We start from the raw sequence: 26,402 nt of genomic DNA on the forward strand, positions 1-26,402 counted from the left end.
ATTGTTCTTCTTTTTTTTGTTTTTCATATAATAGGTTGAGGTGATTGCATGCTTCTTATAGATAAAAATCAATTATTTGTGAAAGATTATAAAGAAATACTGATGATGGACCAAAATCTCTTTAAGATACAAATGGATCAATATTGTTTGTGTGTGAGAGGAGAAAAATTGGAAATATATTATTATGACCAAAATGAAATACGTTTAAATGGTCATGTGAAAGTGATTGAATATGATGAAAATAGGGTATGATTTTTGTTATATAGATGCACAATATATTTATCTGCTGTTAAGGTATGCAAAAAACAAAAAAATTAAACTTTTACATTTGAGATTAAAAGATGATATGTATACTTTCTATATCCCTACATATCAAAGGTACACATTACGAGCATTTGAGCAACCAGTACATTATATCAAAACAATTGGGTTATTGAAATATGTTCTCTTTTTATCTCGCCAGTATTTAAATATTTTAGGAGTTGTATGTTTTATGGCATCTGTGATTGCATGTTCTTATTTTGTTTTTGATATTCAAATTATTGGAACAATGCCCCAAGTCAACAAACAAATGATGACGGATTTAAAGAAGGAACATGTTGATATATTGTCTCCTTTAAAGAGTTATGAAAGATTAAATGAGATTCTTTCTAATTTTAAAACGATTTACAAGGATAAGGTTGAATATATTAATATTTATCAGGTGGGGAGTGTATTTCATGTTGAATATACAAAACGTAAACAGGATAAGAAAGAAAAAGATGATTATCAGAATTTGTATGCCAAAAAAGATGGTATGATTGAGTCTTTTGATGTAGATAGTGGTTTAATTAAAATCAAGAAAAATGATTATGTAAAAAAAGGTGATTTACTTGTTGAAAACACTCTGATATCTACTCAAAATGAAACAAAGATTATTCCTGTTAAAGGGCATGTATATGCATATACATTTAATCAATATGAAGCAAGTGTCAAGAATGTAAATCAGGATCAAGGGGAAGTTTTTTATCAATTGTTATTGTCTATTCGAGCGAAACTTCCAACTGATGCAGTAATTGATAAAGAAAATGTTTTACAAATGACAAAGACTCGTAGTAAAATAACATTAAAAGTACATTATACTTTATTAGAAGATATAGCCATTAAAGGAGAAGAGAATGAAGGAAATCATTAAACTAGATTCTTATACAATAGATGAAGTTAAAAGATTCATTGGTCATCAAGAAGAAAATATAAAGATACTAGAAGATACATTTCAAACAGAAATGATTGTCCGTGGTGATGAAATTGTCTTGAATGATGATGATGACAAAAGAAAGCAGATTAAAGAAGTGTTGGATGCTTTATTGAAACTTGTAAAACAAGGGAAAACAATTAGCAAGAGAGATGTCATGTATACTCTTAAATTATCTGAAACACATAATTTAAAGGCGATAGATGAACTTTATCAGATTAAAATTGCGAGAACAATGAGTGGTAAACTTATTTATCCTAAAACATTAGGGCAAAAAGAATATTATTACGCATTGAAGAATAATGATGTGGTTTTTGGAATAGGACCAGCTGGAACAGGAAAAACATATTTAGCTGTTATATTCGCTGTTCAGGCGTTAAAAAATAACGAAGTTCAAAAGATAGTTTTGACAAGACCAGCAGTTGAGGCAGGGGAAAACCTGGGGTTTTTACCAGGCGATCTGAAGGAAAAAGTAGATCCTTATTTAAGGCCACTTTATGATGCTTTATATGATATGTTGGGTCAAGAACAAACTGAACGCCTTATTGACAAGGGGACAATAGAAATTGCTCCACTTGCTTATATGCGTGGTCGAACATTAGAAGATGCTTACGTTATATTGGATGAAGCACAAAATACAACTGATGCCCAAATGAAAATGTTTTTAACACGTTTAGGGTTTAATTCAAAGATGATTATTACAGGTGATGTTACTCAAATAGATTTACCACGAGGGACAATGAGTGGATTAAGACGAGCTTTGCATATCTTGAAGAATGTATCAGGAATTAGATTTGTTTATTTAAGTGCACTAGATGTTGTAAGACATCCGGTTGTTCAACGAATTATTGAACGTTACGAAAATGATGATGAGACTCAAGACGATTAAAAGAGGTACAGAGTATTTCCATACTCTGTATTTTCATTATGTATGCGTTTGTTTGCCTTGTATAATAAAACAGCAATCAAAGATTGCTGTCAAAAAATCAATAAATTGAATTATTATTTCATATGTTTAAGGAATGATTTTAAAACTTTTAAATGTGCTGTTGATAATGGTAAGTTGTGAATGTCATCAAGTGTATAAAGACCTTTTATTGGTTTGTCTAAAACAAAGTGATAAATGTGCATATGCCATGTCCGATGTGTAAAGACATGTTTAATATCTTGAATATATGACACAATAGATAGAGGAAGATGATATTGATTTTCGAATTCTTCCTGAAAACGATATGGACTTTCACATTCATATTGTACAAAACCGTAAAGATTTTCTAATAGACCTGGTGGATTTTGAAACAAAAGAAATTGATCTTGGTATGTAATGATTCCAGTAATATAGTGAAGTTCTTTATGTTTAATGTTTTTTATATTGATTGGTAAAACTTTTTGTTGATTGTTTTGATAAGCCAAACAAGTTTTTTGAATTGGACATTGATCACATTTGGGATTCAATGGACGACAAATAGTTGCTCCTAAATCCATTAAGCCTTGATTAAAAGCTGAAGCATCATATCCCATAAGTAACTCAGCAACAATACTGGTAATATGTTTTTGTGTCTTTGTTTCAGCAATATTATCTTTTAGTAAATATTGACGCGATATAATTCTTAAAACATTGCCATCAATGGCAGGAGTAGGCATATGATAAGCAATTGAACAAATAGCACCAGCTGTATATGGACCAATTCCCTTTAAAGCAAGAATTTCTTTGTGGGTATTTGGAAATATCCCATTATATTGATGAACAATGATTTTTGCAGTTTCATGGATATGTTTTGCGCGACGATAATATCCTAATCCTTCCCAGAGTTTATAAACGTCTTCTAGTGAAGCTGTTGCCAAATCAGTAATGGTAGGAAAAGTCGTTAAGAAGCGATTGAAATAAGGAATCACAGCTTCAGTCGTTGTTTGTTGAAGCATGATTTCACTAATCCAAATAAAATAAGGATTTTCAGTTTCACGCCAGGGAAATTGTCGATGGTATTGATGATACCAGTTAATTAAATTGTTTTGCATATTATTTTGCATAAGATCACCACAAGTATTATACTATAAATTATAAAGAAATCAAAGGAAGTGATATTTTTGAAAAAAGAAGACAAAATTATACACACATCGTTAGTAGAAACAAGACTCATGGATGAAAGATTATCTCCTTATGCAACCAAAAATAGTGAGTGCATTAAGGTTAAACATACCCATAAGCCATTAATTGAATTTGATATTCGCTGGCCATTTGAAAAGGACATAGATCGTGTTCTTTATTCAAAAAGTTATTCAAGATATGTTGATAAGACACAGGCATTATCATTCTTTAGTAATGTTCATATTACAAAACGTTCTTTACATGTTCAATGGGTATCAAGAATTGCAAGACAAATTGGACGAGGATTAAATTTAAACTTAGATTTAATTGAAGCTATTGCATTGGGACATGATTTAGGTCATGCACCTTATGGACATGTTGGCGAGAAAGCCATTGATGATTGTTTGAAAGAAAGACAATTTGGATATTTCAATCATAATGCTAATAGTGTAAGACATTTGTTGTTTATTGAAAGAAAAGGAATTGGATATAATGTCTCTTTACAGGTTCTTGATGGAATTTTATGTCATAATGGTGAGATTCTTTCAAGAATTTATAAACCTGATAAGAATAAGACAATTGCGCAATTCTGGGAAGAATATGAGAAGTGCTGGCATGTTGAAGATTATTCTAAAAAAATTGCTCCAATGACTTTGGAGGGGTGTGTTGTACGTATTTCAGATGTGATTTCATATGTTGGTAAAGATATTGAAGATGCAATGACAGTTGGAATTATTAAGGAAGATGATTTGCCTGAAGAAGTCGTTAATGTTTTAGGAAAAGATAACAAATCAATGATTAATCGTTTAATTGGTGATATTGTTATTCATAGTTATCGTAAACCTTATTTGGAGTTCTCAGAAGAAGTCTATCAAGCCTTAGAAGTTCTTTTTGGATTTATTTCTACACATATTCATCATCATCCTACATTAGTTAAGGAAAACGAAAAATTGACAAGACTCGTCAAACAGTTATACAATGCTTTTTATGATGATTTAACAGATGATGGAAATGATGATTCTGGGATTGATAATCATGTGAGAAAAATGATTGAAACTTATCAAGAAACACCTAATGAATTAATTGTCAGTGATTATTTGTCTGGAATGACAGATAGTTATGCTTTACAAGTTTATTGTGATCGTTTTTTGCCTAAGCAACATGGAGAAATGATATAAGATAATAAAAAATGAGTGTAATTATTTGGAAAAAGTGCTAATATATAATTAAGAAGGGGGTAATGTTATGAAACTTATAATTGCCATTGTCAATAATGATGACAGTTCTACTGTTCAATCTGCTTTAACAGAAGGTGGTTTCTTTGTAACAAAGCTTGCAACATCTGGGGGATTCTTAAAGAAAGGAAATACAACTTTCTTTATTGGAACCAATGATGATAAAGTTGATCCTGCATTAGAAATTATCAAAGCGCATGCACGAAAACGTGTTGAAAAAGAACCAACAGTTCCACCTACAGAAATGGGAGAATTTTTTACTCCAATTATGGTAGATGTTTTGGTTGGTGGAGCAACAGTGTTTGTGGTTGATGTAGATCGATTTGAAAAGATATAAAAGCAGCTCAGGCTGCTTTTTTCTTAGTGAGGAGTATATATGAATATAAGAATATTAAGAGGACACGAGGTTAGCGAAGCCAATCAGTTAATTAAAGATGTGTTTATGCGACAGATAGCACCAACGTATGTTGCGGAAGGTATAGAAATGTTTTTATCATCTTTTAATGATGAGCATATTCTCTCTTTAATGAAACAGCAGCATCTTTTAATGCTTGGAGCATTTGACGAAAAGTTAGTTGGAGTTATTGGAATTCGTGATTTAAAAGATATTCAAAGTCTTTTTGTTGATCCAGCATATCAAGGACAGCATATAGGAACAAAACTTTTGGAATCTGCAAAACAACTTATGTATGGTGATGTATATGTGAATTCAGCACCATCTGCAGAGACATTTTATCGAAGCCAAGGTTTTCAAAAAGTACATGATGAGCAAGTGGTTAATGGTATACGTTTTGTACCTATGGTGTATCATAGTGTTAATGAAGAAAAGTTTAGCAATTACAATCAGGTTCATGATTTTATAGCAAGTCAAAAAGACCGTGTTTATGCATTGGATAATTTTAAACGTTTTATGAATGATATGTGTAATCCTCAAACTTTGTTAAAGACAATTCATATAGGCGGAACGAATGGGAAAGGTTCTACTACTAATTATATCCGTTCTGTATTACAAAAAGAAGGATATCGTGTAGCAACCTTTACATCGCCAGTTTTGGTAACGAGATTAGAGATTATGCGTATTAATAATCAGCATATTCAAGATGATGAAATTGTTTGTTATGCAAATCGTTATATGTCTTTATGGTTAGAATATGAATTATCTATGTTTGAAATTGAAGTTTTTATTGCAATTATGTTTTTTTTGAAACATCGTGTAGATTTTGCGGTATTCGAAGTTGGATTAGGTGGTGCATTGGATGCGACAAATATAGTTGCTCCAATCATCAGTGCCAATACAAATATTGGTTTGGATCATACAGAATACTTAGGAGATACATATGAAAAAATTGCTTTTACAAAGGGTGGTATTATTAAAGACTGCATTCCTTTTGTAACAGGAGAAAAAAAGCTGGGGTGCCTAAATGTTTTTAAAGAACTATGCCAACAGCATCATAGTCAATTTATTAAGGTTCAAGATATTCAAAATATTGAAGAAAATAAAAATACAATTTCATTTGATTATGCAACTTATCATGTTGTCTTACAAACTGGGGCTCGTTATCAATGTGAAAATAGTGCTTTAGCAATTGAAATTTTGCTTTATCTTAAGAATAATGGATATATTATTTTAAATAAAGAAACTTTATTAGAAGGTTTAAGAGATGCTGTTTGGGAAGGACGCTTTGAAGTTGTTTGTGATAAACCTTTAATGATTATTGATGGTGCTCACAATAAAGAAGGTATTGAAGCGTTTTATCAGTCAGCTAAGAAATATCAAAATATTAAAATCATCTTTAGTGCCTTGAGGGATAAAGATACTCATGCTATGATTGAAAAGTTATTAAAATTAACAGATGATGTGACTGTTTGTGAATTTGATTTTTATCGCGCACAAAGTGCTGAAAAATTAGCTGAGAATTTTCCAGTAAAAATTGAAAAAGATTGGAAAAAAGCAATTGATGAATCATTCCATCATAATGGTGTTGTTTTCATTACAGGCTCACTCTACTTTATTTCGCAGGTCAGACCTTATATTTATCAGTTACAGAAAAAAAGTTTATGAAATAAAACTTGCTATTTGAGGTGTATTGTGTTATTATCTCGATGAAGAAAAAATGCGACTGAAAAGACCAGGAGATCATTGTTCCTGGTTTTCTTTTTGGAAATCTTCAATATTGTAGGTATGAAATGCACAGTAGTAGTCGAAAATGAATATGTTTAGCGTTGACCTTGATTTGCAAAGAGTCTATCTTGTGATTGTAGGGAAATGCCAAAGAAAACATACATTTCCAAGTGGATAAAACAATACAATAGATACGTAAGCAAAGAAAGAAGGAAATTATGAATAAAGTAACATTTAAAGATTTAGGGTTATCAAGTGATGTATTAAAAGGGATTGAGATGATGGGATATGTGAGTCCTTCACCTATTCAAGAAAAATCAATACCAGTTTTACTAGAAGGACAGGATATTATTGGGCAGGCACAAACTGGGACAGGAAAAACATTGGCTTTTGGGAGTGTTTTGTTATCAAAAATACAAAAAGAAGGTAAACATGTTAAAGCTTTGATTTTATCACCAACACGTGAATTGGCATTGCAAATTCATGAAGAATTAAAAAGAATTGGCAAATGTACAAATTTATCGATTGTCAGTGTTTTTGGTGGAAGTGATATTGAAAGACAAATCAAAGATTTAAAACGTGGTGCAGATATCGTTGTAGGAACACCTGGACGTGTGCAGGATTTGATGCGTCGTCGTGTTTTGAAAATTAATAATATTGATTTTATGGTATTAGATGAAGCTGATGAAATGCTGAATATGGGATTTGTTGAAGACATTGAAACAATCTTGAAAGCAACACCAGATAATAAACAAACAGTTTTATTTTCTGCAACTATGCCAGCAACAATCAAAAAGATTGCGAGCAATTATATGCAGGATGATTATATGCATATTCAAATCAAATCAAAAACAAAAACAGCTTCTACAGTTTCTCAATATTATTTTGAAACAAGACCAACAAATAAATTTGAAACATTATGTAGAATCTTAGATTCAAGACAAATGGAAAATACAATCATTTTCTGTAAAACAAAAAGAAGTGTTGATGAAGTTGTTGCTTCAATGCAACAGAAACATTATGATGTTGAGGCAATGCATGGTGATTTATCACAAAATCAACGTACGAATACATTAAAAAGATTTAAGAGTGGACATATTCAATATTTGGTTGCTACAGATGTGGCAGCTAGAGGAATTGATGTCGATAACATTTCACATGTTATTAATTATGAAATGCCACAAGATGAAGAATTATATATTCATAGAATTGGAAGAACTGGTAGAGCAAATAAAAAAGGTGAAGCTTATTCACTTGTTACCAATCGAGAAAAGAATTTCTTAATGTCTATCCAAAAAAGAACAAATAGTCATATTGAAAAATTAGATGTTCCTTCAAATCAAGAAATATTTGATCAAAAAATAAAAGAGTTATTATTTGATGTACAGGAAGAAATGTTAAAATCTCATAAGGATGTTTTTATGGATACTATTAAAGATATTCCTCATGATATGAGAACAGATGTTATGGCAACATTATTATCAATGTGTTATCAACAACGTGTTGGTTTTGATTATCAGGAAGAAACATCTGCTGGATCACAATATGACCGTGTTTTTATGACTTGTGGTTCAATGGATAGAATTAATGTTAAAGATGTTATTGAATTCTTAACGAAGTATGGAAAAATTAAGAGCAGTGATATTGGCGATATTACAATTAAAAGAAAATTCACTTTTGTTGATATCAAACCAAAAGTGAGTCATAAAGCAATAAAAGGATGTCAAAAACAAAAGTTAAATCAACGTCGTGTACAATTAGAGTACGCAAGCGATAGATAATTTATTTTTTGTTTAAATCTAAATTCCAATGATATATTAAGCATAATTTAAAATAGCAGAACAGATGTCGAAATGACTCTGTTCTTTTTTTCACAAATTCAGGCAATTAAAGGTTGAATGTAAGCACTCACATAGTGTATAATAGATAAAGTAGTAATAAAGGAGGAATAGAAATGGAAAAATATGTCTACCTATTTAGTGAAGGTAACAAAGACATGAAAAACCTACTTGGTGGTAAAGGTGCTAACTTAGCTGAAATGACTAACATTGGTTTACCAGTACCTCAAGGGTTTACTGTCACTACAGAAGCTTGTACTAAATACTATGAAGACGGAAAAGTGATTTCTAAAGAAATCGAAGAACAAGTTTATGAAAAACTTGCTGAACTTGAAAAAATTACAGGTAAGAAAATGGGAGATGCTGCAAATCCGCTTCTTGTTTCTGTAAGATCAGGTGCAAGAGCATCAATGCCTGGTATGATGGATACAGTTTTGAACTTAGGTTTAAATGATGAAGTTGCAAAAGAGTTTGCAACAGCAACAAATAACCCACGTTTTGTATACGATAGTTATCGTCGTTTTATTCAAATGTTTGCTGATGTTGTTATGGGATTCCCAAAAAGTTCATTTGAAAGAATGTTTGATAAAGTTAAAGAAGAAAAAAATATTGAATTTGATACAGAATTAACTGCTGAAGATTTGATGGAAGTTGTTGAAATTTACAAAGCTGAATACAAAAAACATGCTGGTGTTGATTTCCCTCAAGATCCAAAAGAACAAATGATGGAATCAATTAAGGCTGTATTTAGATCATGGAACAATGACCGTGCTATTACTTATAGACGTTTGAACGATATCCCAGGTAGCTGGGGAACTGCTGTTAATGTTCAGGAAATGGTTTATGGTAATCGTGGTGAAACTTCTGGTACAGGTGTTGCATTTACAAGAAACCCAGCAACTGGTGAAAAGAAATTATATGGTGAATATTTAATGAACGCTCAAGGTGAAGATGTTGTGGCTGGTATTCGTACACCACAAACAATTGATACTTTGAAGGAAGTTATGCCTCATTGTTATGATGAGTTTGTAAAAATCAATAAAGTTCTTGAAGATCACTATAAAGACATGCAAGATATGGAATTTACAATTGAAGATGGTAAATTGTTCATGCTTCAAACACGTAATGGTAAGAGAACTGCTGCTGCCGCATTAAAAATTGCTGTAGATTTAGTGCAAGAAGGTATGATTACAAAAGAAGAAGCTTTATTAAAGGTTGAACCTAAGCAATTAGATCAATTGTTACATCCTAATTTTGATGATGTTTCTTTACGTTGTGCACATGTTGTTGCAACAGGTTTAGCTGCATCTCCTGGAGCTGCAACTGGACGTATTTATTTCACTGCTGAAGACGTTATCGAAGCTCATAAAAATGGTGTTCAGGATATCTTGTTAGTTCGTCTTGAGACATCTCCAGAAGATATTGAAGGTATGAATATTGCTCATGGTATCTTAACAATCCGTGGTGGTATGACATCACATGCTGCAGTTGTTGCAAGAGGTATGGGAACTTGCTGTGTATGTGGATGTGGTTCATTAAAGATTGATGAAGAAACAAAAATATTAACAACACCTGATGGTAAAAAATATCATGAAGGTGATTATATGTCATTAGATGGAAGCACTGGTCATGTTTATGGTGAACAAATCAAAACTGTTGAACCAGAAATTAGTGGTGATTTCGAAACTTTCATGGAATGGGCTGATGAAGTTCGTACATTGAAAGTAAGAACAAATGCAGACACTCCTAGAGATGCATTACAAGCACGTAAATTTGGTGCTGAAGGTATCGGTTTATGTAGAACTGAACATATGTTCTTTGAAGAAGAAAGAATTTTCAACTTTAGACGTATGATTACTGCAGAAACAGTAGAAGCAAGAAAAGAAGCATTAGAAAAAATCTTGCCTTACCAAAGATCAGATTTTAGAGAATTATTTAAAGCTATGGAAATCTATCCAGTCACAATCCGTTTCTTAGATCCACCTTTACATGAATTCTTACCTCATACTGATGATGAAATTAGACCTTTAGCTGAAAGTTTAGGAATGACTTTTGATGCTTTAAAAGCACGTGTTGAATCATTAAAAGAATTCAATCCAATGATGGGTCATAGAGGTTGTCGTTTAGCAGTTACTTATCCTGAAATTGCTGAAATGCAAACAAGAGCAGTTATTGAAGCTGCAATTGCTGCAAACCAAGAAGGTCAAAATGTAATTCCTGAAATTATGATTCCACTTGTTGGAGATATTAAGGAATTACAATATGTTAAAAAAGTTGTTACTGATACTGCAGATAGTATTATTAAAGAAGCAGGAGTTGATTTACCATACAAAGTTGGTACAATGATTGAAATTCCAAGAGCTGCTTTAACTGCTGATAAAATTGCAGAAGAAGCTGAATTCTTCAGTTTTGGAACAAACGATTTAACACAAATGACTTATGGATTTAGCCGTGACGATGCTGCTAAATTCTTGGATGATTACTATTCTAAACAAATCTTTGAAGCAGATCCATTTGCAAAAGTTGACCAAGAAGGTGTTGGACAATTAATGAAAATTGCTGTTGAAAAAGGTAGACAAACACGTCCAGATATTAAATTAGGTATCTGTGGTGAACATGGTGGTGAAGCAAGTTCGGTAGAATTCTGCCATAGATTGGGGTTATCATATGTTTCATGTTCTCCATTCCGTGTACCATTAGCTCGTTTAGCTGCTGCTCAAGCTGCTGTTAAAGAAAAAATGGGAGAATAAAAAACGATATAAAAAGATGTATCCTTTTGTGATACGTCTTTTTTTAGTTGTATAATTTTTATGAAAATATAGGAGTATTCTGAAATCTGAAAATATCATAAAAATTATATCTTATAGATATGAGAGTTGCGCAATACTTCTGCTTGGTATTTTTTATTCATTTCATTTATTATATAATAAGAAATATTATTTATATCATATCGACTGTATGTCAGAACTATGTTATAATATCTAACAAAGTGTAGGTGGATATAATGCGAATTCAATTAAATTTAGATAGTATGGCAGTTCTTTTATTTTGTGGTGACTTAGTTGTAGACAATACTGCTCCCTTAACACAAGATGAATGGTATGATGTAGAGAAAAAATTGAAAAGTTCATCAAAAAAGTCGCCTTCTAAATTATTTGGAATGAATAAAGATACATTGATTCAAATATTGGGTATTGATGAATATATAGCATATAAAATGATTTCAAGATTATCAACGTTAAATGATTTAATGTTTGCTTTAGCAAATTTAGAAAATGAAGGAATTTACATAACAACAAAATATGAAGGGAATTATCCAAGCTGTTTAGCGACTTCTTTGAAAAAAAGAGCTCCATTATTCTTATATTATGTTGGTGATTTATCACTTGCTCATAATATGGTTTCTATTGTGGGACCGCAGAATGTAGAGAAAAGATTACATTCTTTTTCTAAGAATTTAGTTACAAAAATCTATGATGAAGAGCGAACTTTAGTTTCTAGTGGTTTGAAAGGCATTGATGCTTATGCGTTAAAAGTTCATTTACAATTAGGTGGAAAGGCAGTTTGTTTTGTGAGTGATCATATGTTTGATAAGAAAAAAACGTATGCAAAACCAATTAGAGAGGGTAAACTTGTATTGATGAGTGCAGTTGATCCATTTGCTTATTTTAATGTGACGAATGCTTTAGACAGAAATATCTATGTGTGTGGATTAAGTGAACTGCAGTTTATTACAGCAAGTCATATCAATAGTGGGGGTGTGTGGTTTACCACTATACAGAACTTCCATTATCACTGGACTAAGCAATTGGTATTGGATGATGATAGGTATAATGGAAATATTAGATTGCTTGAAATGGGAGCGATTAAAGTGACTTATGAAGATATACTATCTTTATTAACTTTAGATCAAATTGTTGAAAAGAATGAAGTTGTTGAGGAGGAAGAAGAGATTCTAATAGATCAAATGTCTATTTATGAGTTTCTGGATGAATAATATGAAAAACCAATTATTAAAACAATATAAAAGAGCACCTGTTACATCTGTTCTTATTGCTTTGTGTGTTGTTATTTATGTCATTTCATTTTTACTTTATGGTGAAGAAATGAATGTTTATGAAGGAATGGCTTTTGGTGGATATAATCCTGTTTTTGTTCAATTAAATCATGAATATTATCGTTTGATAACTGCTAATTTTATTCATTTTGGAATTATTCATATTGCAGTTAATTGTTATTCATTATATGGAATAGGAATGTTTATTGAATCATCATTGAAACCTAAAAAGTATTGCATTGTACTATTCATTAGTGCTCTTGCAACAACAGGGTTGCCTTATTTATTGTACCTGATAAATGGTTTTGAGGCCAATACAGTCAGTGGTGGTATTAGTGGTGTGATTTTTGGCTTAATTGGAGCATTAGGAGCATTGGCACTTAAATATCGGGATATCTTTTTGGATGTTTTTAGACAATTGGCACCCAATCTGTTATTGATGCTGTTCATATCCGTTGTTGTTCCATCCATATCATTATCAGGTCATGTTGCTGGTATGATTGGAGGATTTATTGCTACATATATTATATTACATATTCATACATATAAGAAAAAATCAAAATATAGTGATTTGGTTAATTAAAGGAGAATATTATGAAAAGTCAAAAAGTGAGAAAAGCAGTTATTCCAGCTGCTGGTTTAGGAACAAGGTTTTTACCGGCGACAAAAGCTTTAGCAAAAGAGATGTTACCAATTGTAGATATTCCTACAATTCAATATATTATTGAAGAAGCAGTAGCAAGTGGAATTGAGGAAGTCCTTGTTATAACAAATAGTAATAAGCATGCAATGGAAAATCATTTTGATGTGAATTATGAATTGGAAGAAAGATTGAAAGCTTCTGGAAAAGATAAACAAGTGAAATTAATTAGAGATATAGCTAATTTGGCGAATATATACTATATAAGGCAAAAAGAACCAAAGGGATTAGGACATGCTATTTTGTGTGCAAAGACTTTTATTGGTGAAGAACCATTTGCAGTTTTATTGGGTGATGATGTTGTTGTCAATAAAAATAGTAAGCCTGCTTTAAAGCAATTAATTGATGCTTATGAACAAACAAAATCTTCTGTTGTTGGTGTACAAACAGTTGCTAAAGAAGATGTTTGTAAATATGGAATTGTTGAACTTGATAGGATGCATAGTCATGAAGGAAGGCTTGTGAAATTGTCTAGTATGGTTGAAAAACCAGAAATTGATAAATCGCCAAGCCAAATGGCTGTTTTAGGTAGATATGTATTGACTCCTGAAATATTTGAGTTACTAGAAACTCAAGAATCTGGTGCTGGAGGAGAAGTACAATTAACTGATGCAATTAAGCGTTTAATGGATCGTCAGGCAGTCTATGCTTATGATTTTGAAGGTGTTCGTTATGATGTTGGTGATAAATTTGGGTTTATCAAAGCAACTATTGATTTTGCTTTAGATAGAGATGAATTGCATAATCAGGTGCTTGAATATATTAAAGAAATTGCAGGTGAAGAATAATGTCATTCCAGGATAAGTTTAAGGAATATCAAGAAAAACAAGAAGCAAAGAAATACTTTAGATCAAATAATGATCAATTTCTAGATTCTTCTCAATGGGTGAAAACAATTTTAGGTGGTCTTGTAGTAGCGATAGCAGTTGGAATCATCTTAGGTGTTGTCATTTCAACATTGCGTATAACGTCATCAATATTTTATTTGATTTGTGGATATGTTATTGCTATGGCAGTGACAAGAATTGCAGGTGTGCGTTCTCAACAGGTTGCTATTGTGAGTGTGTGTGTGACGCTTGTCTGTTTCATAGTTGGTGAAATGACAATGATGTATTTGCCATTACAACAATTAGGAGTAGGACTCCAACATTTAAATTTGATTGATTTATTTGTGACAGGTTGTAAGAGTCTTTTTGTAGAAGATTTATTTACAACAATTATTGCTGTATTAGGATTGTTTATTGCATATCAGCAATCACAATAATGATGATATAAAATAAAGAGAAGAGGATGTGTAACATCCTCTTTAGCAGTTTTGATTAAAATCAGGTTGATAATATTTTTTAACATATTCATCATATAACTCTTTAAATCTTGCATAGTGGATAATTTCGCGTTGTCGCAAGAAAGAAAGAGGTGCTAATAAATCTGGGTCATTAGTTAAATCCATGAGATGTTCGTAAGTCGCCCTCGCTTTTTGCTCAGCAGCTAGATCTTCTGCTATATCTGCCACTGGATCACCAGTAACTGCAAAGTATTGAACTGTAAATGGCACACCATTGGCATCTGTTGGATAGAGAGAAACACCATGTTCAGTATAGTTTGCTTCTAATCCAGCTGCCTTTATTTCTTCCATTGTTGCTCCAGCAGTTAGCTGATGCACCATTGATGAAACCATTTCCATATGGCCAAGTTCTTCACTTCCTATATCAGTTAATAAAGCTTTTCCTTTATCATCTGGCATAGCGTACCTTTGTGTAAGATAACGTAGTGAAGCTCCTAACTCTCCGTTTGGACCACCAAATTGAGTAATAATATATTTTGCCATCGATAAATCTTTATTCTTTATAGAGACAGGATATTGCAATTTTTTGCTATAAGCCCACATTCAATAAATTCCTCCTTTTAGTTTTGATATTCCCAAGGCCAAGGACCTTGAACCCATTCAAATGGGGTTTTGTTTGGTGTATCTTGTACAGATAATGGTCCAAATTCTTTTTCATAAGCAGCTGTAGCTTCTTTTGTTTTTTTAGCATATTCAGTATATAATTCTACCATTCTTTGGTTATTTGGATGCATATCAAGATACAAGTTTATTTCATGAGCAACAAATCCATACATTTGTACTTCTAATAAAGCTTGTTGTCTACGATTCTGTGGTTGTAAACAGTAGTTAGAAAATCCATTATAAGTCATATATAGATCTTTAAATAAATTACCTAACATGATAGCTTCTTGTGGATCGAATAGTTTAGGATTTTTTTCTTGTTGTATTGCGTTGTTCATAAAATAGGGTTGAAAACAATTCTGATTGTCTTGAAAAATGTTCATAAAAACCTCCTTCTCTTTACACTATTCAATTCTTTTTTTAATGATAAGGACAAATGTTTATTTTCAGTTCATATTATGTCATTATAATAAGGTGAGATGGAAAGGGTGGTCATATGAGAGTACAGGTCGTATATACAACTCATTGTAAAGAAGCAAAATTACTTGCTGAAGACATGGCAAGATATGCACGTACTTATGCAAAACCTATGACTGATTTTAATTTTCATGAAGAAATTGATTTACTGGTAATTGGGTTTGAGGAATATCCTTGTTTGAAAGATAAGGAATTAGAAGAATTTATTTGTAAATTATCAAGGCAATATATTAGAAATGTTGCATTATTTAATTTGTTCTGTTTGAAAAATAAACAAATGGATCAAATTATTGAATTATGTCAAAAACAAGATTTACCTTTAATGAGAGAAACATATTCTTGTAAAAAAGGGTTGCTTTCAAAGTGTGTTTTAAGTGATGATATCATTTCAGATGGTCGCACTTATATAGAAGATATGGTCAATGTTTGTAATCATTATTATTAATAAGCATAGTATAGAGGAAAGATAACTTTCCTTTTTTTGTAGTCTTTCATTTTAAATAGCTTTCTAATTGAAATTATCTACAATTGAGTATAATTTTTAAAGGAAATAAAAGATTTATTGCTAAAAAAGAAATAAAAAATTTAATGCTCTTTTTTTTGTAATAAAGGTATGGTAAAATACTTAAAACAAAGGGGGATAATAAAATGAACAAGAATTATCAATTTGACACATTACAAATTCATGCTGGACAAAAACCTGATCCAGTGACTAAAGCAACTGGTGTATCGTTATGTTTATCAAATGCTTTTACGTTTGATGATGCTGATCAGGCAAGAAATATATTTGCATTAGAAGAAGGGGGATATTTTTATTCACGTTTGTCTAATCCAACAGTAGATGTTTTACAACAAAGAATGGCGGCTTTAGATGGTGGAGTAGGTGCTGTTGCATTTTCATCTGGAACTGCTGCCATCATGGGCTTAATCATGACTGTTTGTCAATCGGGAGATGAGATTATTGCAGCAAATAATCTTTATGGTGGTACAATTGGTTCTTTATCAGGAACGATGACAGGAATGGGATTTCATTCTCATTTTGTGAATCCTCGAGATTTAGAACAAATGGAATCATTGATCAATGAAAAGACAAAGATGATTTTTGTAGAAGCTGTTGGAAATCCCAATGGTGATATGCTTGATTTTGAAGCCATTAGTACAATATGTAAAAAACATCAATTATTGTTTGTTGTAGATAATACAACACCAACACCATATCTATTCCAACCAATTCTTCATGGCGCTGATATTGTTGTTTATTCTACAACAAAATATATTGCTGGTCATGGAAATGTCATGGGTGGAATCGTTGTTGACAGTGGAAAATTTGATTGGCATAACGAGCGCTATCCATTGTTTACTACACCTGACAAAGCTTATCATGATATTATTTATGCTGATATGAACGAAGGTGCTTTGTGTACAAAAATGATTGCGAAAACATTAAGAGATTTAGGGGGATGTATGTCACCATTTAATGCTTATATGACATTGTTGGGTTTGGAAACATTATCCTTACGTATGGATAAACATGTTTCGAATTCTAGAAAGGTTGCGCAATTTTTAAAGACATCAAAAGCAGTAGAATGGGTGAGTTATGCTGAACTAGAAGATCATGATTCTTATGAATTATGTCAAAAATATTTCCCACGTGGGTTTGGGGGATTGTTTACATTTGGTGTAAAAGGCGGTTTAGCTGGTGGGAAGACAGTTATTAATAATATTAAACTTTTTACTCATGTAACAAATTTTGCAGATTCAAGAAGTTTATTAACACATCCAGCTTCAACAACACATGCACAAATGAGTGAAGAGGAACGACTAGCAGGCGGAGTTCAACAAGGAACAATTCGTATTTCTGTTGGGTTAGAAAACCCAATTGATTTGATTGATGATTTGAAACAAGTATTTGATAAAATTGAGACTGAATAAATAGAAATGGTTAATAAAGTAAGGTGATTTATTTCATAATGAGTCATCTTTTTTGTTATAAATTATTATAAGCTTTAATGAAAGAGCATATTTAATATATAAATGCTACGAAAAAATAAAAATAGCCATTATTAGAAGGAAGGTATGCAGTTTATAATGTAAATATGAAAGTGTATCTCAAAAAGAAAGGATAGAAGGCTATACGTGGCAGGAATGAAAAAAGTTGAAAGAGGTTTTATGGACAAAATAAGTTCTCATACAATTATTTTTAATTTGTGCTGCTTAACATTTGGATTGCAATATATTGATTGCTTGGATAGTGATGATTAAGTATTTATTTCCGCTCAATATATATGAAAGTAATGACAAAAAATTAAATAATAAAAAAGACTCTTGTATTCTGCTTAAGCAGATAAGAGTCTTTATATTATTCAATAACCATAGCATTAGGAATTGGTGCTTTCGGATTTTCTTTGTTAATACGATCATAGAAGAGTTTTCCATCGAAATGATCTAATTCATGTTGTAAACAAATTGACAAATATCCTCTAGCAACAATTGTTACATTTTTATGTGTTAAGACATCATAGCCTTTTACAGTGACTTTGGCATGCCTAGGGACCAATCCTTCAACATCATCATTGACACTTAAGCAGCCTTCTCCATCTTTAAGGTATGATCCTTTTTCAGTATAAGAAACGATTTTAGGGTTAACCAATGCATAATCATCTGCTTTTGAAATATTTCCATCGTCATCATATGATAGAACATGAATGGCACACATTCTTTTTAAAACTCCAACTTGAACAGCTGCTATTCCAACAGCGGGACGAAGATGATACTTTTCAGACATTTCTTCATCTTGCGAATTCACTAAGAATTCATGCATATCTAGCAATAATTGTTCATCTTCTTGACATATAGGCATTTCAACAGGTTGTGAAATCTCACGAATCAAAGGATGATGATCATCAATTATATCTTTCATTAATAACATTTACTTTCACCTCGCTGAATTATTCTATCATAAAAATAAAAAATATGCTAGATTCTAGCATATTTTTCTTAAATTAACAGATTTTAGTACATCCACAGATGATGAGTAATAAGAAGACAACTAATACAATAGCAAACCAAGTGCATCCGCTTCCGCCACCGAATCCGCCACATCCACAGTTGTTGAATGATTGACATCCACATCCACCACAACCGAATGGGTTACAAGGAAATGTTGGCATATAGCTATTGCATCCGCAACCTCCATAGTTATAACAAGAGTTCATTGAATTCCCTCCTTTCAATTTAACATATTCCTGTTTTACAAAATTGCTAGTGTTTCTACCCAATTCTTATTTTATTTTTTTTAGATATCATGTATAATGGTTAAGACAAGGAAGTGAGAGACATGTATGATTATCCATTGGATCCTTATTGGAGTACCCAAGACATTATTGATGTGATGTCATTATATAATGCAGTTGAGAAAGCTTATGAGGAAGGAATTTCTCAAAAAGAATTTAAGGAGTGTTATCGTCGTTTTACGATGGTTGTAGATTCAAAAAGTGAACAGAAGAAAATTGATGCTGAATTTGAAAGAGTATCACATTATTCTATATATAAAGTGTTTCAAAGATCAAAAGACAGTGATTGGATTGACATGCGATGATTACTTTATTAAGAAGGATATTTAAAAGTCGGGGTGTTGATAAAACTGTTTATGCATGTGTTGTTATTTTAACTATTTTTGGGATTGTTATGATTGGAAGTGCATCAGTTGGTCAAACAGCTTCTATGGGAGCTGCGTATGCAACAATTAATATGGTTAAGCAAATTATATTTGTTGTTACTGGTTTTTGTTTTATGATTTTTTTAACACGTTGCTTTAAAAAGAGCTGGGTGAATTCTGGTTCTACATGGATTCTTTATTTTATTGGAATCGCATTAATGCTTTCGTGTTTGGCATTTACTGCCGTCAAAGGATCTCATGCCTGGATTCGTTTTGGTTCTTTTACAATTCAACCAGCAGAGTTTATGAAAATTTTTATGATTCTCTTTTTATCTTTTCATTTTGGTGAGATGGAAGAGTTTTGTCAGATACCTAAAAATATATCTAAATCTAAACGTGAAGTTTTACAGCAAAGAAAATTTATGTATTGTGTTGCTAAACCTATTATGGCTATTATTTTTGCATTTGCTATTGGAGCATTTGTCCAAAAAGATTTAGGAAGTGCATTGATTTTGGCTTTTGTTTGTATGGTATTATTCTTTATAACTCCAAGACCGTATTACTCTAAATATAAAAAACTTGCATTAATTATTTTATTAATTTTTGGTGTTATGGTCCTTTTTGGAGCAGCGTTTATTTTAAAACCTCACCAGTTAGGGCGTATTTATACATGGTTGAACCCATTATATGATGTTCAAAATGATGGTTGGCAGTTGACAAATGCTCTTATTGCTTTTACTGCGGGGGGATTGTTTGGAAAAGGGTTTGGAGCATCACGTCAAAAATATGGATACATACCAGAATCACACAATGACTTTATAGCTCCAATTATATATGAAGAATTGGGATTGGCAGGATTTATGTTATTTTTGATTCCATACTGTATTATTATATATAAAATGTTTCAATATGGTATGAAAGTTAAAGAAACCAAAAGCAAATTGATATTATATGGTGTTGGAATATATTTCTTTACACATCTGGTTGTTAATGTGGGAGGCGTATCAGGATTGATTCCAATGACTGGTGTTCCTTTGCTATTAATATCATCGGGTGGTTCATCAACGTGGGCAGCTATGATAGGCGTTGGAATAGCACAATCTATTATTGCAAAATATAATCGTGATACTTTAAAAGAACAAATCTAGACTTTTGGCATATTCTAATATGGGTGAGAATATGGAAATAGATGATTTTAAAGCGTTTGTTAGAACGATACCATCAGTAAAAGATGATGTCGTGAGTGGGCGCTATACTTGGCAGCAATTATATGAATTCTATGTTTTATATGGTGAAAATGATAAAATGTGGGATCCTTATAAAAAGCCACAGATGGATTTAAGCGGTATATTAGATATTGTTAAGAATGTGGATTTGAATGCATTATCAAAAAGTTTTGATGGTATTCAAAAGATTTTAGATTTAGTGAGTGGATTTGTTGTGAAAGATGATCAAAAACCTCAACAGAAACAATGGTATGATGATTAATGATGAAATTCGGATGTATTTAAGATTACATCCGAAATGGTATTTAATTCTTTCACGATATCCACAAGAATTTCCAACAATGATAGAACAATATAAAGTTGAGAACAAATTAACATTTGCTGATCGTATTGAAAAAGTTGGAACAATGCTGCAAATGATTGAAATGTTATTATAGGAGAAACAATGTATAAAGAAATAGATGAATTAATAGAAGCTATTTGTGTTGATGAAATTTTTCAACAATATTTACAATCTGAAAAAAAACTACACGATGAAAAAATAGTATTGCTGTTATCAAGGCATCAAATGTTACAGGAAGATTATTTGAGGGTGAAACAATATCAGAACTATATGACTTCTGATGATTTAAAAGAGCAGTTAAAAGAAGTAAAAAAAGAATTGTTTGAGCACCCTCAGATTCAATCTTATTATCAAAGTTATTATGCCTTAAATGATTTATTAGAAAAGGTTACAGAAATCATTTTTCAAGGTATAAGTGATGAATTATCTTTTCATCAGTTGACATTATGAGGTTATTATGAGAGTTATAGCAGGTAAATTTAAAAGTAGACAATTAAAAAGCGTGGATTCTAAATTGACAAGACCAACAACAGATAAGAATAAGGAAAATTTATTTAATATGATTGGACCATTTTTTGATGGTGGAGTCTGTTTAGATTTATTTGGAGGAAGTGGTGGTTTAGGGATTGAAGCTATCAGTAGAGGAATGGATGAACTTTATAGTGTTGATAAACAATATAAGGCTTTTGCTACGATTAAAGAAAATATTCAAACTTTAAAGATTCAAGATGCTGCTCATGTTTACAAGATGGATTATCAAAAAGCATTGCAGCAGTTTGCAAATCAGAATATTCACTTTGATTTGGTTTTCTTAGATCCACCATATGGCTTGAAAATAAGTCAGAAAATACTTGATTTTCTGGTTGAAAACTGTATGCTAAAAAAAGGGTGCATACTTGTTATTGAGGATTTAAATGAAGAAACGATTGAAATAAAAGAACCATTTGTATTGAAAAAACAGCAATCTTATGGAATTACAACTTTGCAGATAATTGTATATGAGGAGTAAGGAATGAAAAATATCAAAGCAGTATATGCTGGAACGTTTGATCCAGTTACGAATGGACATTTAGATATTATAGAACGTGCAAGTCGCATGTATGATCATTTATACGTGACTATTTTTAACAACCCATCTAAACAGACAATGTTTACATTAGAAGAAAGATTAACTCTGTTAAAAGAAGTGACATCTCAGTTTGCTAATGTGACTGTTGATAGTAGCGAAGCATTGGCAGTTCAATATGCTAAAAAAGTTGGAGCAAGTGTGTTAGTTAGAGGGTTGCGTGCGACAATGGATTTTGAGTATGAGTTACAGCTAGCTTTTTCTAATCAATATTTAGATGATAGTGTGGATATGGTTTTTTTAATGACAAGACCAAATCATTCTTTTATTTCTTCATCATCAGTAAAAGAAATAGCTTCACATCATCATAGTGTTTCTGGTTTAGTACCACACATTGTAGAAAAAGCATTAAAAACAAAAAGAAATGAGTAGAATAAATTGTCAAAATATTATACATTTGATATGATATTAAAGATAAGGGTATATCTATTCATGGAGAATCAATATACCTTCTGAGGTATATTTTTTTTGAGAGGAGAAGGACATGAAGAATATTGTGAATTTGAGTGATTTGAGTTTAGAACAAATTCATCATTTAATTGATGAAGCCATTGCATTTAAAAATGGAAAAACTGTTGATTATCATCAAAAAAAAGTTGTTGCTAATTTGTTTTTTGAACCATCAACACGAACACATTATAGTTTTGACATGGCAGCTGGGAATTTAGGATGCCGTACACAGAATTTTGAAGCCAATAACTCTAGTTTAAAAAAGGGTGAGACTTTGTATGATACATGTAAATTATTTGAAAGTATAGGTTGTGATGCTTTGGTTATTAGACATACTGATGATGATTATTATAAGCAATTAGAAGGTATTCATATTCCTATTTTAAATGCAGGTGATGGAAAAGGGAATCATCCTTCACAGTCGCTGTTAGATTTAATGACAATTAAGGAAGAGTTTGGTTGTTTTGAAGGATTGAAAGTTGTTATTGTAGGAGATATCTTACATTCAAGAGTGGCTCATTCTAACTATGATGTTATGCAAAGATTAGGTATGCAAGTTTATACATCTGGTCCTTTAGAATATAAGCAAGATGGTTATAACTATGTTGATTTTGATGATGTTATTGAAGATATGGATGTTGTTATGTTATTACGTGTTCAACATGAACGACATGCTGGTGATGAAAACTTTTCTAAAGAAAACTATCATCGCATTTATGGTTTATCATTAGAACGATATAAACGATTAAAAGAGACTGCAATTCTTATGCATCCTGCTCCTATAAATAGAGATGTTGAAATTAAAGATGAACTTGTAGAAAGTGGAAAGAGTCGCATTTTTAGACAAATGCATAATGGTGTGTTTATAAGAATGGCGATGATTCATGAGGTGTTAGAGAATGAATAGTTATTTATTAAAGAATGCTTCTTTATATAGAAATCAAAAATTTGAGAATACAGATATATTAATTATTGATGGGAAAATTAAAGAAATTGCTCCAGATATACAAACTGATATTTGTACATATGATTTAAAAGGAAAAATGGTTTCGCATAATTTTATAGATATTCATACGCATTTAAGAGAACCTGGATTCGAACATAAAGAGACGATTGCAACAGGAAGTTTAAGTGCATTATATGGTGGTTATGGGACAATTGTAGCAATGGCTAATACTTTCCCATGTATGGATGATATAGAAACAATTCAAGATTTTCAAAAGCGTGTGGAAAAAGATGCTTATGTAAATGTTTATACATATAGTGCTATTACAAAAGATCTTAAAGGTCAAGAATTAGTAGATATGGCACATATTGTTGAAGAAGATATTGTTTTAGGCTTTTCAGATGATGGAAAAGGTGTTCAAAGTGATGAGATGATGGAACTGGCAATGCAGCTTGCAAGCAATATAGATTCAATCATCGTTGCTCACTGTGAAGATGAGAGTGAACTTCATGGGGGAAGTATTCATGATGGAAAGTATGCAAAAGAGCATCATTTAATTGGTATCAACAGTGCTTCTGAATATCAGCAGGTGGCACGTGATTTAGGAATTGTCAAGATTTATAAAAACAGATATCATGTCTGCCATATTTCAACTAAAGAAACAGTAGAACTCTTACGACAAGCTAAAGAAGATGGATTACCTGTGTCTGGAGAAGTCTCTCCACATCATTTAATTTTAACAGAAGAGAATATTAAAGATTGTCATCCAAACTATAAGATGAATCCGCCGTTGCGCTCAATTGAAGATCATGCTGCTTTAATTCGAGGATTAAATGATCATACAATCAAAGTGATTGCAACTGATCATGCGCCTCATGCCCGAGAAGAAAAAGAGCGACCAATTCAAGATGCTCCATTTGGGATTATTGGTATTCAACATGCTTTCCCACTTTTGTATACTTATTTAGTGAAGAAGAATTTGGTATCATTAGAAACAATTCTGGATGCGTTAACAATAGGGCCAGCACATGTTTTAAGATTAAAAGGAACAGTTGATATTGGTGATGTGGCTAATTTGTGTATTGTCGATCTGGATAAAGAGTTCGAGATAAAAGAGACGGATATTCAGTCTAAATCTATAAATACACCATTTATTGGGGTTCGTTGTCAAGGACAGATTGTAGCAAATATTATGAATGGAAAATTAGTGGAAGTGGGGGGATTTTAATGGCAAATTATCAAGGAATGATGACTATTCTTTCTAAAAAAGAACTTGTTAAAGATGTTTATGAAATGGTTTTGGAAGGTGAGGCTGCCAGCTATATTAAGGCACCTGGGCAATTCATTAATATTAAAATCACAGATTCATTACAGCCTTATTTAAGAAGACCAATGAGTATCTGTGATTATGATGAGTCTCATATTACAATTATTTTTAGGGTAGTTGGTGAAGGAACTCGAATACTTTCAAAAAAGGAAGTTGGAGATCAATTGGATTGTTTAACTGGTTTAGGTAATGGTTTTATTGATTTGGATCATCAGACAGCAGTTGTCATTGGTGGCGGACTAGGTGTTCCACCTATGTATAAATTAACAAAAGATTTATTGGCAAAGGGAGTTAAAGTAACAGCTATATTAGGTTTCAATAGCCAAAATGATGTGTTTTATAAAGAAGAATTTGAGAAATTGTGTCCAACATATGTTGCTACAATGGATGGTAGTTTAGGGACAAAAGGAACTGTCGTTGATGTTTTACAACAGCAACTATTTGATATGGATGTTTATTATACATGTGGTCCTGAAAAAATGTTAGATGCTTTGGTTGAAAAGTATCCTGATAATGGCTATCTTTCATTTGAAGCACGAATGGGATGTGGATTTGGAGCCTGTATGGGATGTTCTTGCAAGACCAAAACAAAACCATATAAAAGAATTTGTGTAGAAGGACCGATTTTGCATTCGAGTGAGGTGATTGTTAATGGCTAATTTAAGAGTGAATCTACCAGGATTAGATATGAAGAATCCTGTCATTCCAGCAAGTGGAACATTTGGCTTTGGTTATGAGTTTACTAAATTTTATGATATTAATATTTTGGGGTCAATGATGCTAAAAGGCACAACACTAGAACCTCGCTTTGGAAATCCTTTACCAAGAATTGCTGAAGGACCTAGCGGTATGTTAAATGCTATTGGTCTGCAAAACCCTGGGGTTGATGCAGTTATTAATGAAGAATTGGAAAAATTACGTCCATTGTACAATGATAAAGTGATTGCGAATATTGGTGGAAGCGCAATTGATGATTATGTAGAAACAGCCAAACGTTTATCTGCTCATGATAAAGTAGGAGCCTTAGAATTAAATATTTCTTGCCCCAACGTTCATTGTGGAGGAATTCAATTTGGAACGAATCCAGAAATGGCTGCTGAGGTGACAAGAGCAGTGAAAGCTGTAAGCAGTAAGCCTGTTTATGTCAAATTATCTCCAAATGTTACTGATATTGTAGCTATGGCATTGGCTGTTGAAGAAGCAGGTGCAGATGGGATTACTATGATTAATACGATGATTGGTATGCGCTTCGACCTAAAAACTGGAAAACCGGTTATTGCTAATAAAACTGGTGGATATAGTGGCCCAGCAATTTTTCCTGTTGCTTTAAGAATGGTTTATCAAGTTTCACAAGCTGTTTCTATACCTATTATTGGAATGGGTGGAATCTCAAGTGGCAAAGATGCGATTGAAATGATGATAGCTGGAGCAAATGCTGTTGCTGTAGGATGTCAAAATCTTGTTGATCCATATGCTTGTCCAAAAATTATTCAGGAGATGAATGATATCTTAGATGAAATGGGTATTAAAGATATTAATGAAATTGTAGGGAAATCTCATCAATATTAAGAGGCTCTGTGTCAAGAGTGGAGGATAAAGGAATAACTATTGAAAAATAGGGATTCC

The 26,402-nt window shown here is 32.0% G+C and carries 30 protein-coding genes; 25 read left to right on the forward strand and 5 right to left on the reverse strand.

The window, feature by feature from the left end; translation table 11 throughout:
* Nucleotides 1–48: 48 nt before the first annotated feature.
* From AC5M21_RS11225 to AC5M21_RS11235, 3 genes are read left to right on the forward strand one after another with little or no spacing between them, the layout of a single operon-like run.
* Nucleotides 49–252, forward strand: coding sequence for a YabP/YqfC family sporulation protein (locus AC5M21_RS11225; RefSeq protein WP_008789804.1), 204 nt, complete (start codon nt 49–51; stop codon nt 250–252).
* The gene (locus AC5M21_RS11230) at nt 233–1,174 is read left to right on the forward strand and encodes a sporulation protein YqfD (protein WP_017143755.1); all 942 of its coding nucleotides are present in this window, start codon (nt 233–235) and stop codon (nt 1,172–1,174) included. Before AC5M21_RS11225 ends, AC5M21_RS11230 begins: the two co-directional genes overlap by 20 nt.
* The gene (locus tag AC5M21_RS11235) at nt 1,158–2,123 is read left to right on the forward strand and encodes a PhoH family protein (RefSeq protein WP_008789802.1); all 966 of its coding nucleotides are present in this window, start codon (nt 1,158–1,160) and stop codon (nt 2,121–2,123) included. Before AC5M21_RS11230 ends, AC5M21_RS11235 begins: the two co-directional genes overlap by 17 nt.
* 113 nt (nt 2,124–2,236) lie before the next feature.
* Here AC5M21_RS11235 and mutY read toward each other — a convergent pair whose 3' ends face one another.
* Nucleotides 2,237–3,265: an A/G-specific adenine glycosylase gene (mutY, locus tag AC5M21_RS11240; RefSeq protein WP_008789801.1), complete on the reverse strand. Its 1,029-nt coding sequence runs from the start codon at nt 3,263–3,265 to the stop codon at nt 2,237–2,239.
* Nucleotides 3,266–3,313: 48 nt separating this feature from the next.
* On the opposite strand from mutY, the gene AC5M21_RS11245 reads away from it, so the two are divergent.
* From AC5M21_RS11245 to AC5M21_RS11285, 9 genes are all read left to right on the forward strand, one after another.
* Entirely contained in the window at nt 3,314–4,501 is a 1,188-nt protein-coding gene (locus tag AC5M21_RS11245) for a deoxyguanosinetriphosphate triphosphohydrolase family protein (protein ID WP_008789800.1), read from the forward strand.
* A gap of 67 nt (nt 4,502–4,568) precedes the next feature.
* Nucleotides 4,569–4,895: a cyclic-di-AMP receptor gene (locus tag AC5M21_RS11250; RefSeq protein ID WP_008789799.1), complete on the forward strand. Its 327-nt coding sequence runs from the start codon at nt 4,569–4,571 to the stop codon at nt 4,893–4,895.
* Nucleotides 4,896–4,934: 39 nt separating this feature from the next.
* The gene (locus AC5M21_RS11255) at nt 4,935–6,620 is read left to right on the forward strand and encodes a GNAT family N-acetyltransferase (RefSeq protein ID WP_008789798.1); all 1,686 of its coding nucleotides are present in this window, start codon (nt 4,935–4,937) and stop codon (nt 6,618–6,620) included.
* Between the two features lie 278 nt (nt 6,621–6,898).
* Nucleotides 6,899–8,461, forward strand: coding sequence for a DEAD/DEAH box helicase (locus tag AC5M21_RS11260; protein WP_008789797.1), 1,563 nt, complete (start codon nt 6,899–6,901; stop codon nt 8,459–8,461).
* 173 nt (nt 8,462–8,634) lie between these two features.
* Nucleotides 8,635–11,268 (forward strand): pyruvate, phosphate dikinase, encoded by a 2,634-nt coding sequence (ppdK, locus tag AC5M21_RS11265; protein WP_008789796.1) that lies wholly within the window; start codon nt 8,635–8,637, stop codon nt 11,266–11,268.
* Nucleotides 11,269–11,522: 254 nt separating this feature from the next.
* A complete protein-coding gene (locus AC5M21_RS11270) occupies nt 11,523–12,515 on the forward strand; it encodes a DNA-processing protein DprA (protein WP_008789795.1) in 993 nt (330 codons plus the stop codon).
* A gap of 1 nt (nt 12,516) precedes the next feature.
* Nucleotides 12,517–13,158 carry a rhomboid family intramembrane serine protease gene (locus AC5M21_RS11275; RefSeq protein ID WP_008789794.1) on the forward strand — a complete coding sequence of 214 codons (642 nt, stop codon included), beginning with the start codon at nt 12,517–12,519 and terminating at the stop codon, nt 13,156–13,158.
* 11 nt (nt 13,159–13,169) lie between these two features.
* Nucleotides 13,170–14,063, forward strand: a complete 894-nt coding sequence (gene galU / locus AC5M21_RS11280; protein ID WP_008789793.1) for a UTP--glucose-1-phosphate uridylyltransferase GalU — start codon at nt 13,170–13,172, stop codon at nt 14,061–14,063.
* Entirely contained in the window at nt 14,063–14,539 is a 477-nt protein-coding gene (locus tag AC5M21_RS11285) for a hypothetical protein (RefSeq protein WP_008789792.1), read from the forward strand. Before galU ends, AC5M21_RS11285 begins: the two co-directional genes overlap by 1 nt.
* 42 nt (nt 14,540–14,581) lie before the next feature.
* On the opposite strand, the gene AC5M21_RS11290 is transcribed toward AC5M21_RS11285, so the two are convergent.
* Nucleotides 14,582–15,163: a manganese catalase family protein gene (locus AC5M21_RS11290; protein ID WP_008789791.1), complete on the reverse strand. Its 582-nt coding sequence runs from the start codon at nt 15,161–15,163 to the stop codon at nt 14,582–14,584.
* 17 nt (nt 15,164–15,180) lie between these two features.
* The gene (locus AC5M21_RS11295) at nt 15,181–15,606 is read right to left on the reverse strand and encodes a spore coat protein CotJB (protein WP_017143752.1); all 426 of its coding nucleotides are present in this window, start codon (nt 15,604–15,606) and stop codon (nt 15,181–15,183) included.
* 113 nt (nt 15,607–15,719) lie between these two features.
* On the opposite strand from AC5M21_RS11295, the gene AC5M21_RS11300 reads away from it, so the two are divergent.
* On the forward strand, nt 15,720–16,145 hold the full coding sequence (locus AC5M21_RS11300; RefSeq protein ID WP_008789789.1) for a hypothetical protein: 426 nt from the start codon (nt 15,720–15,722) through the stop codon (nt 16,143–16,145).
* A gap of 203 nt (nt 16,146–16,348) precedes the next feature.
* On the forward strand, nt 16,349–17,632 hold the full coding sequence (locus tag AC5M21_RS11305) for an O-acetylhomoserine aminocarboxypropyltransferase/cysteine synthase family protein (RefSeq protein WP_008789788.1): 1,284 nt from the start codon (nt 16,349–16,351) through the stop codon (nt 17,630–17,632).
* A 427-nt stretch (nt 17,633–18,059) separates the two neighbouring features.
* On the opposite strand, the gene def is transcribed toward AC5M21_RS11305, so the two are convergent.
* On the reverse strand, nt 18,060–18,629 hold the full coding sequence (def, locus tag AC5M21_RS11310; RefSeq protein ID WP_008789787.1) for a peptide deformylase: 570 nt from the start codon (nt 18,627–18,629) through the stop codon (nt 18,060–18,062).
* A gap of 73 nt (nt 18,630–18,702) precedes the next feature.
* Nucleotides 18,703–18,915: a hypothetical protein gene (locus AC5M21_RS11315; RefSeq protein ID WP_008789786.1), complete on the reverse strand. Its 213-nt coding sequence runs from the start codon at nt 18,913–18,915 to the stop codon at nt 18,703–18,705.
* A gap of 122 nt (nt 18,916–19,037) precedes the next feature.
* On the opposite strand from AC5M21_RS11315, the gene AC5M21_RS11320 reads away from it, so the two are divergent.
* The 11 genes from AC5M21_RS11320 to AC5M21_RS11370 all read left to right on the forward strand — a co-directional run bounded on the left by AC5M21_RS11320 (nt 19,038) and on the right by AC5M21_RS11370 (nt 26,345).
* Nucleotides 19,038–19,298: a UPF0223 family protein gene (locus AC5M21_RS11320; RefSeq protein ID WP_008789785.1), complete on the forward strand. Its 261-nt coding sequence runs from the start codon at nt 19,038–19,040 to the stop codon at nt 19,296–19,298.
* Nucleotides 19,295–20,506 (forward strand): FtsW/RodA/SpoVE family cell cycle protein, encoded by a 1,212-nt coding sequence (locus tag AC5M21_RS11325; protein WP_008789784.1) that lies wholly within the window; start codon nt 19,295–19,297, stop codon nt 20,504–20,506. Before AC5M21_RS11320 ends, AC5M21_RS11325 begins: the two co-directional genes overlap by 4 nt.
* Before the next feature lie 31 nt (nt 20,507–20,537).
* A complete protein-coding gene (ylbD, locus tag AC5M21_RS11330; protein WP_017143749.1) occupies nt 20,538–20,846 on the forward strand; it encodes a spore coat protein YlbD in 309 nt (102 codons plus the stop codon).
* A 13-nt stretch (nt 20,847–20,859) separates the two neighbouring features.
* Complete coding sequence (locus AC5M21_RS11335) at nt 20,860–21,021, forward strand: YlbE-like family protein (protein WP_236916455.1); 162 nt, start codon at nt 20,860–20,862, stop codon at nt 21,019–21,021.
* 8 nt (nt 21,022–21,029) lie between these two features.
* Nucleotides 21,030–21,377 carry a YlbF/YmcA family competence regulator gene (locus AC5M21_RS11340; RefSeq protein ID WP_008789781.1) on the forward strand — a complete coding sequence of 116 codons (348 nt, stop codon included), beginning with the start codon at nt 21,030–21,032 and terminating at the stop codon, nt 21,375–21,377.
* Between the two features lie 7 nt (nt 21,378–21,384).
* Complete coding sequence (rsmD, locus tag AC5M21_RS11345) at nt 21,385–21,936, forward strand: 16S rRNA (guanine(966)-N(2))-methyltransferase RsmD (protein ID WP_008789780.1); 552 nt, start codon at nt 21,385–21,387, stop codon at nt 21,934–21,936.
* A 3-nt stretch (nt 21,937–21,939) separates the two neighbouring features.
* Nucleotides 21,940–22,425, forward strand: a complete 486-nt coding sequence (gene coaD, locus AC5M21_RS11350) for a pantetheine-phosphate adenylyltransferase (protein WP_008789779.1) — start codon at nt 21,940–21,942, stop codon at nt 22,423–22,425.
* A 112-nt stretch (nt 22,426–22,537) separates the two neighbouring features.
* Nucleotides 22,538–23,410: an aspartate carbamoyltransferase catalytic subunit gene (locus AC5M21_RS11355; RefSeq protein WP_008789778.1), complete on the forward strand. Its 873-nt coding sequence runs from the start codon at nt 22,538–22,540 to the stop codon at nt 23,408–23,410.
* Complete coding sequence (locus tag AC5M21_RS11360; protein WP_008789777.1) at nt 23,403–24,677, forward strand: dihydroorotase; 1,275 nt, start codon at nt 23,403–23,405, stop codon at nt 24,675–24,677. Before AC5M21_RS11355 ends, AC5M21_RS11360 begins: the two co-directional genes overlap by 8 nt.
* On the forward strand, nt 24,677–25,435 hold the full coding sequence (locus tag AC5M21_RS11365) for a dihydroorotate dehydrogenase electron transfer subunit (RefSeq protein WP_008789776.1): 759 nt from the start codon (nt 24,677–24,679) through the stop codon (nt 25,433–25,435). The genes AC5M21_RS11360 and AC5M21_RS11365 overlap by 1 nt, the downstream gene beginning before the upstream one ends.
* Nucleotides 25,428–26,345 carry a dihydroorotate dehydrogenase gene (locus tag AC5M21_RS11370; RefSeq protein WP_008789775.1) on the forward strand — a complete coding sequence of 306 codons (918 nt, stop codon included), beginning with the start codon at nt 25,428–25,430 and terminating at the stop codon, nt 26,343–26,345. The genes AC5M21_RS11365 and AC5M21_RS11370 overlap by 8 nt, the downstream gene beginning before the upstream one ends.
* Nucleotides 26,346–26,402 lie beyond the last annotated feature (57 nt).

Source organism: Coprobacillus sp., from assembly GCF_984815275.1.

Excerpts from the sequence above, each read along its gene's own strand:
- AC5M21_RS11225 (WP_008789804.1), top strand. The coding sequence starts at position 49 with ATGCTTCTTATAGATAAAAATCAATTATTTGTGAAAGATTATAAAGAA.
- AC5M21_RS11230 (WP_017143755.1), top strand. The coding sequence starts at position 233 with ATGATGAAAATAGGGTATGATTTTTGTTATATAGATGCACAATATATT.
- AC5M21_RS11235 (WP_008789802.1), top strand. The coding sequence starts at position 1,158 with ATGAAGGAAATCATTAAACTAGATTCTTATACAATAGATGAAGTTAAA.
- mutY (WP_008789801.1), bottom strand. The coding sequence starts at position 3,265 with ATGCAAAATAATATGCAAAACAATTTAATTAACTGGTATCATCAATAC.
- AC5M21_RS11250 (WP_008789799.1), top strand. The coding sequence starts at position 4,569 with ATGAAACTTATAATTGCCATTGTCAATAATGATGACAGTTCTACTGTT.
- AC5M21_RS11255 (WP_008789798.1), top strand. The coding sequence starts at position 4,935 with ATGAATATAAGAATATTAAGAGGACACGAGGTTAGCGAAGCCAATCAG.
- AC5M21_RS11260 (WP_008789797.1), top strand. The coding sequence starts at position 6,899 with ATGAATAAAGTAACATTTAAAGATTTAGGGTTATCAAGTGATGTATTA.
- ppdK (WP_008789796.1), top strand. The coding sequence starts at position 8,635 with ATGGAAAAATATGTCTACCTATTTAGTGAAGGTAACAAAGACATGAAA.
- AC5M21_RS11270 (WP_008789795.1), top strand. The coding sequence starts at position 11,523 with ATGCGAATTCAATTAAATTTAGATAGTATGGCAGTTCTTTTATTTTGT.
- AC5M21_RS11275 (WP_008789794.1), top strand. The coding sequence starts at position 12,517 with ATGAAAAACCAATTATTAAAACAATATAAAAGAGCACCTGTTACATCT.
- galU (WP_008789793.1), top strand. The coding sequence starts at position 13,170 with ATGAAAAGTCAAAAAGTGAGAAAAGCAGTTATTCCAGCTGCTGGTTTA.
- AC5M21_RS11285 (WP_008789792.1), top strand. The coding sequence starts at position 14,063 with ATGTCATTCCAGGATAAGTTTAAGGAATATCAAGAAAAACAAGAAGCA.
- AC5M21_RS11290 (WP_008789791.1), bottom strand. The coding sequence starts at position 15,163 with ATGTGGGCTTATAGCAAAAAATTGCAATATCCTGTCTCTATAAAGAAT.
- AC5M21_RS11295 (WP_017143752.1), bottom strand. The coding sequence starts at position 15,606 with ATGAACATTTTTCAAGACAATCAGAATTGTTTTCAACCCTATTTTATG.
- AC5M21_RS11300 (WP_008789789.1), top strand. The coding sequence starts at position 15,720 with ATGAGAGTACAGGTCGTATATACAACTCATTGTAAAGAAGCAAAATTA.
- AC5M21_RS11305 (WP_008789788.1), top strand. The coding sequence starts at position 16,349 with ATGAACAAGAATTATCAATTTGACACATTACAAATTCATGCTGGACAA.
- def (WP_008789787.1), bottom strand. The coding sequence starts at position 18,629 with ATGTTATTAATGAAAGATATAATTGATGATCATCATCCTTTGATTCGT.
- AC5M21_RS11315 (WP_008789786.1), bottom strand. The coding sequence starts at position 18,915 with ATGAACTCTTGTTATAACTATGGAGGTTGCGGATGCAATAGCTATATG.
- AC5M21_RS11320 (WP_008789785.1), top strand. The coding sequence starts at position 19,038 with ATGTATGATTATCCATTGGATCCTTATTGGAGTACCCAAGACATTATT.
- AC5M21_RS11325 (WP_008789784.1), top strand. The coding sequence starts at position 19,295 with ATGATTACTTTATTAAGAAGGATATTTAAAAGTCGGGGTGTTGATAAA.
- ylbD (WP_017143749.1), top strand. The coding sequence starts at position 20,538 with ATGGAAATAGATGATTTTAAAGCGTTTGTTAGAACGATACCATCAGTA.
- AC5M21_RS11335 (WP_236916455.1), top strand. The coding sequence starts at position 20,860 with ATGTATTTAAGATTACATCCGAAATGGTATTTAATTCTTTCACGATAT.
- AC5M21_RS11340 (WP_008789781.1), top strand. The coding sequence starts at position 21,030 with ATGTATAAAGAAATAGATGAATTAATAGAAGCTATTTGTGTTGATGAA.
- rsmD (WP_008789780.1), top strand. The coding sequence starts at position 21,385 with ATGAGAGTTATAGCAGGTAAATTTAAAAGTAGACAATTAAAAAGCGTG.
- coaD (WP_008789779.1), top strand. The coding sequence starts at position 21,940 with ATGAAAAATATCAAAGCAGTATATGCTGGAACGTTTGATCCAGTTACG.
- AC5M21_RS11355 (WP_008789778.1), top strand. The coding sequence starts at position 22,538 with ATGAAGAATATTGTGAATTTGAGTGATTTGAGTTTAGAACAAATTCAT.
- AC5M21_RS11360 (WP_008789777.1), top strand. The coding sequence starts at position 23,403 with ATGAATAGTTATTTATTAAAGAATGCTTCTTTATATAGAAATCAAAAA.
- AC5M21_RS11365 (WP_008789776.1), top strand. The coding sequence starts at position 24,677 with ATGGCAAATTATCAAGGAATGATGACTATTCTTTCTAAAAAAGAACTT.
- AC5M21_RS11370 (WP_008789775.1), top strand. The coding sequence starts at position 25,428 with ATGGCTAATTTAAGAGTGAATCTACCAGGATTAGATATGAAGAATCCT.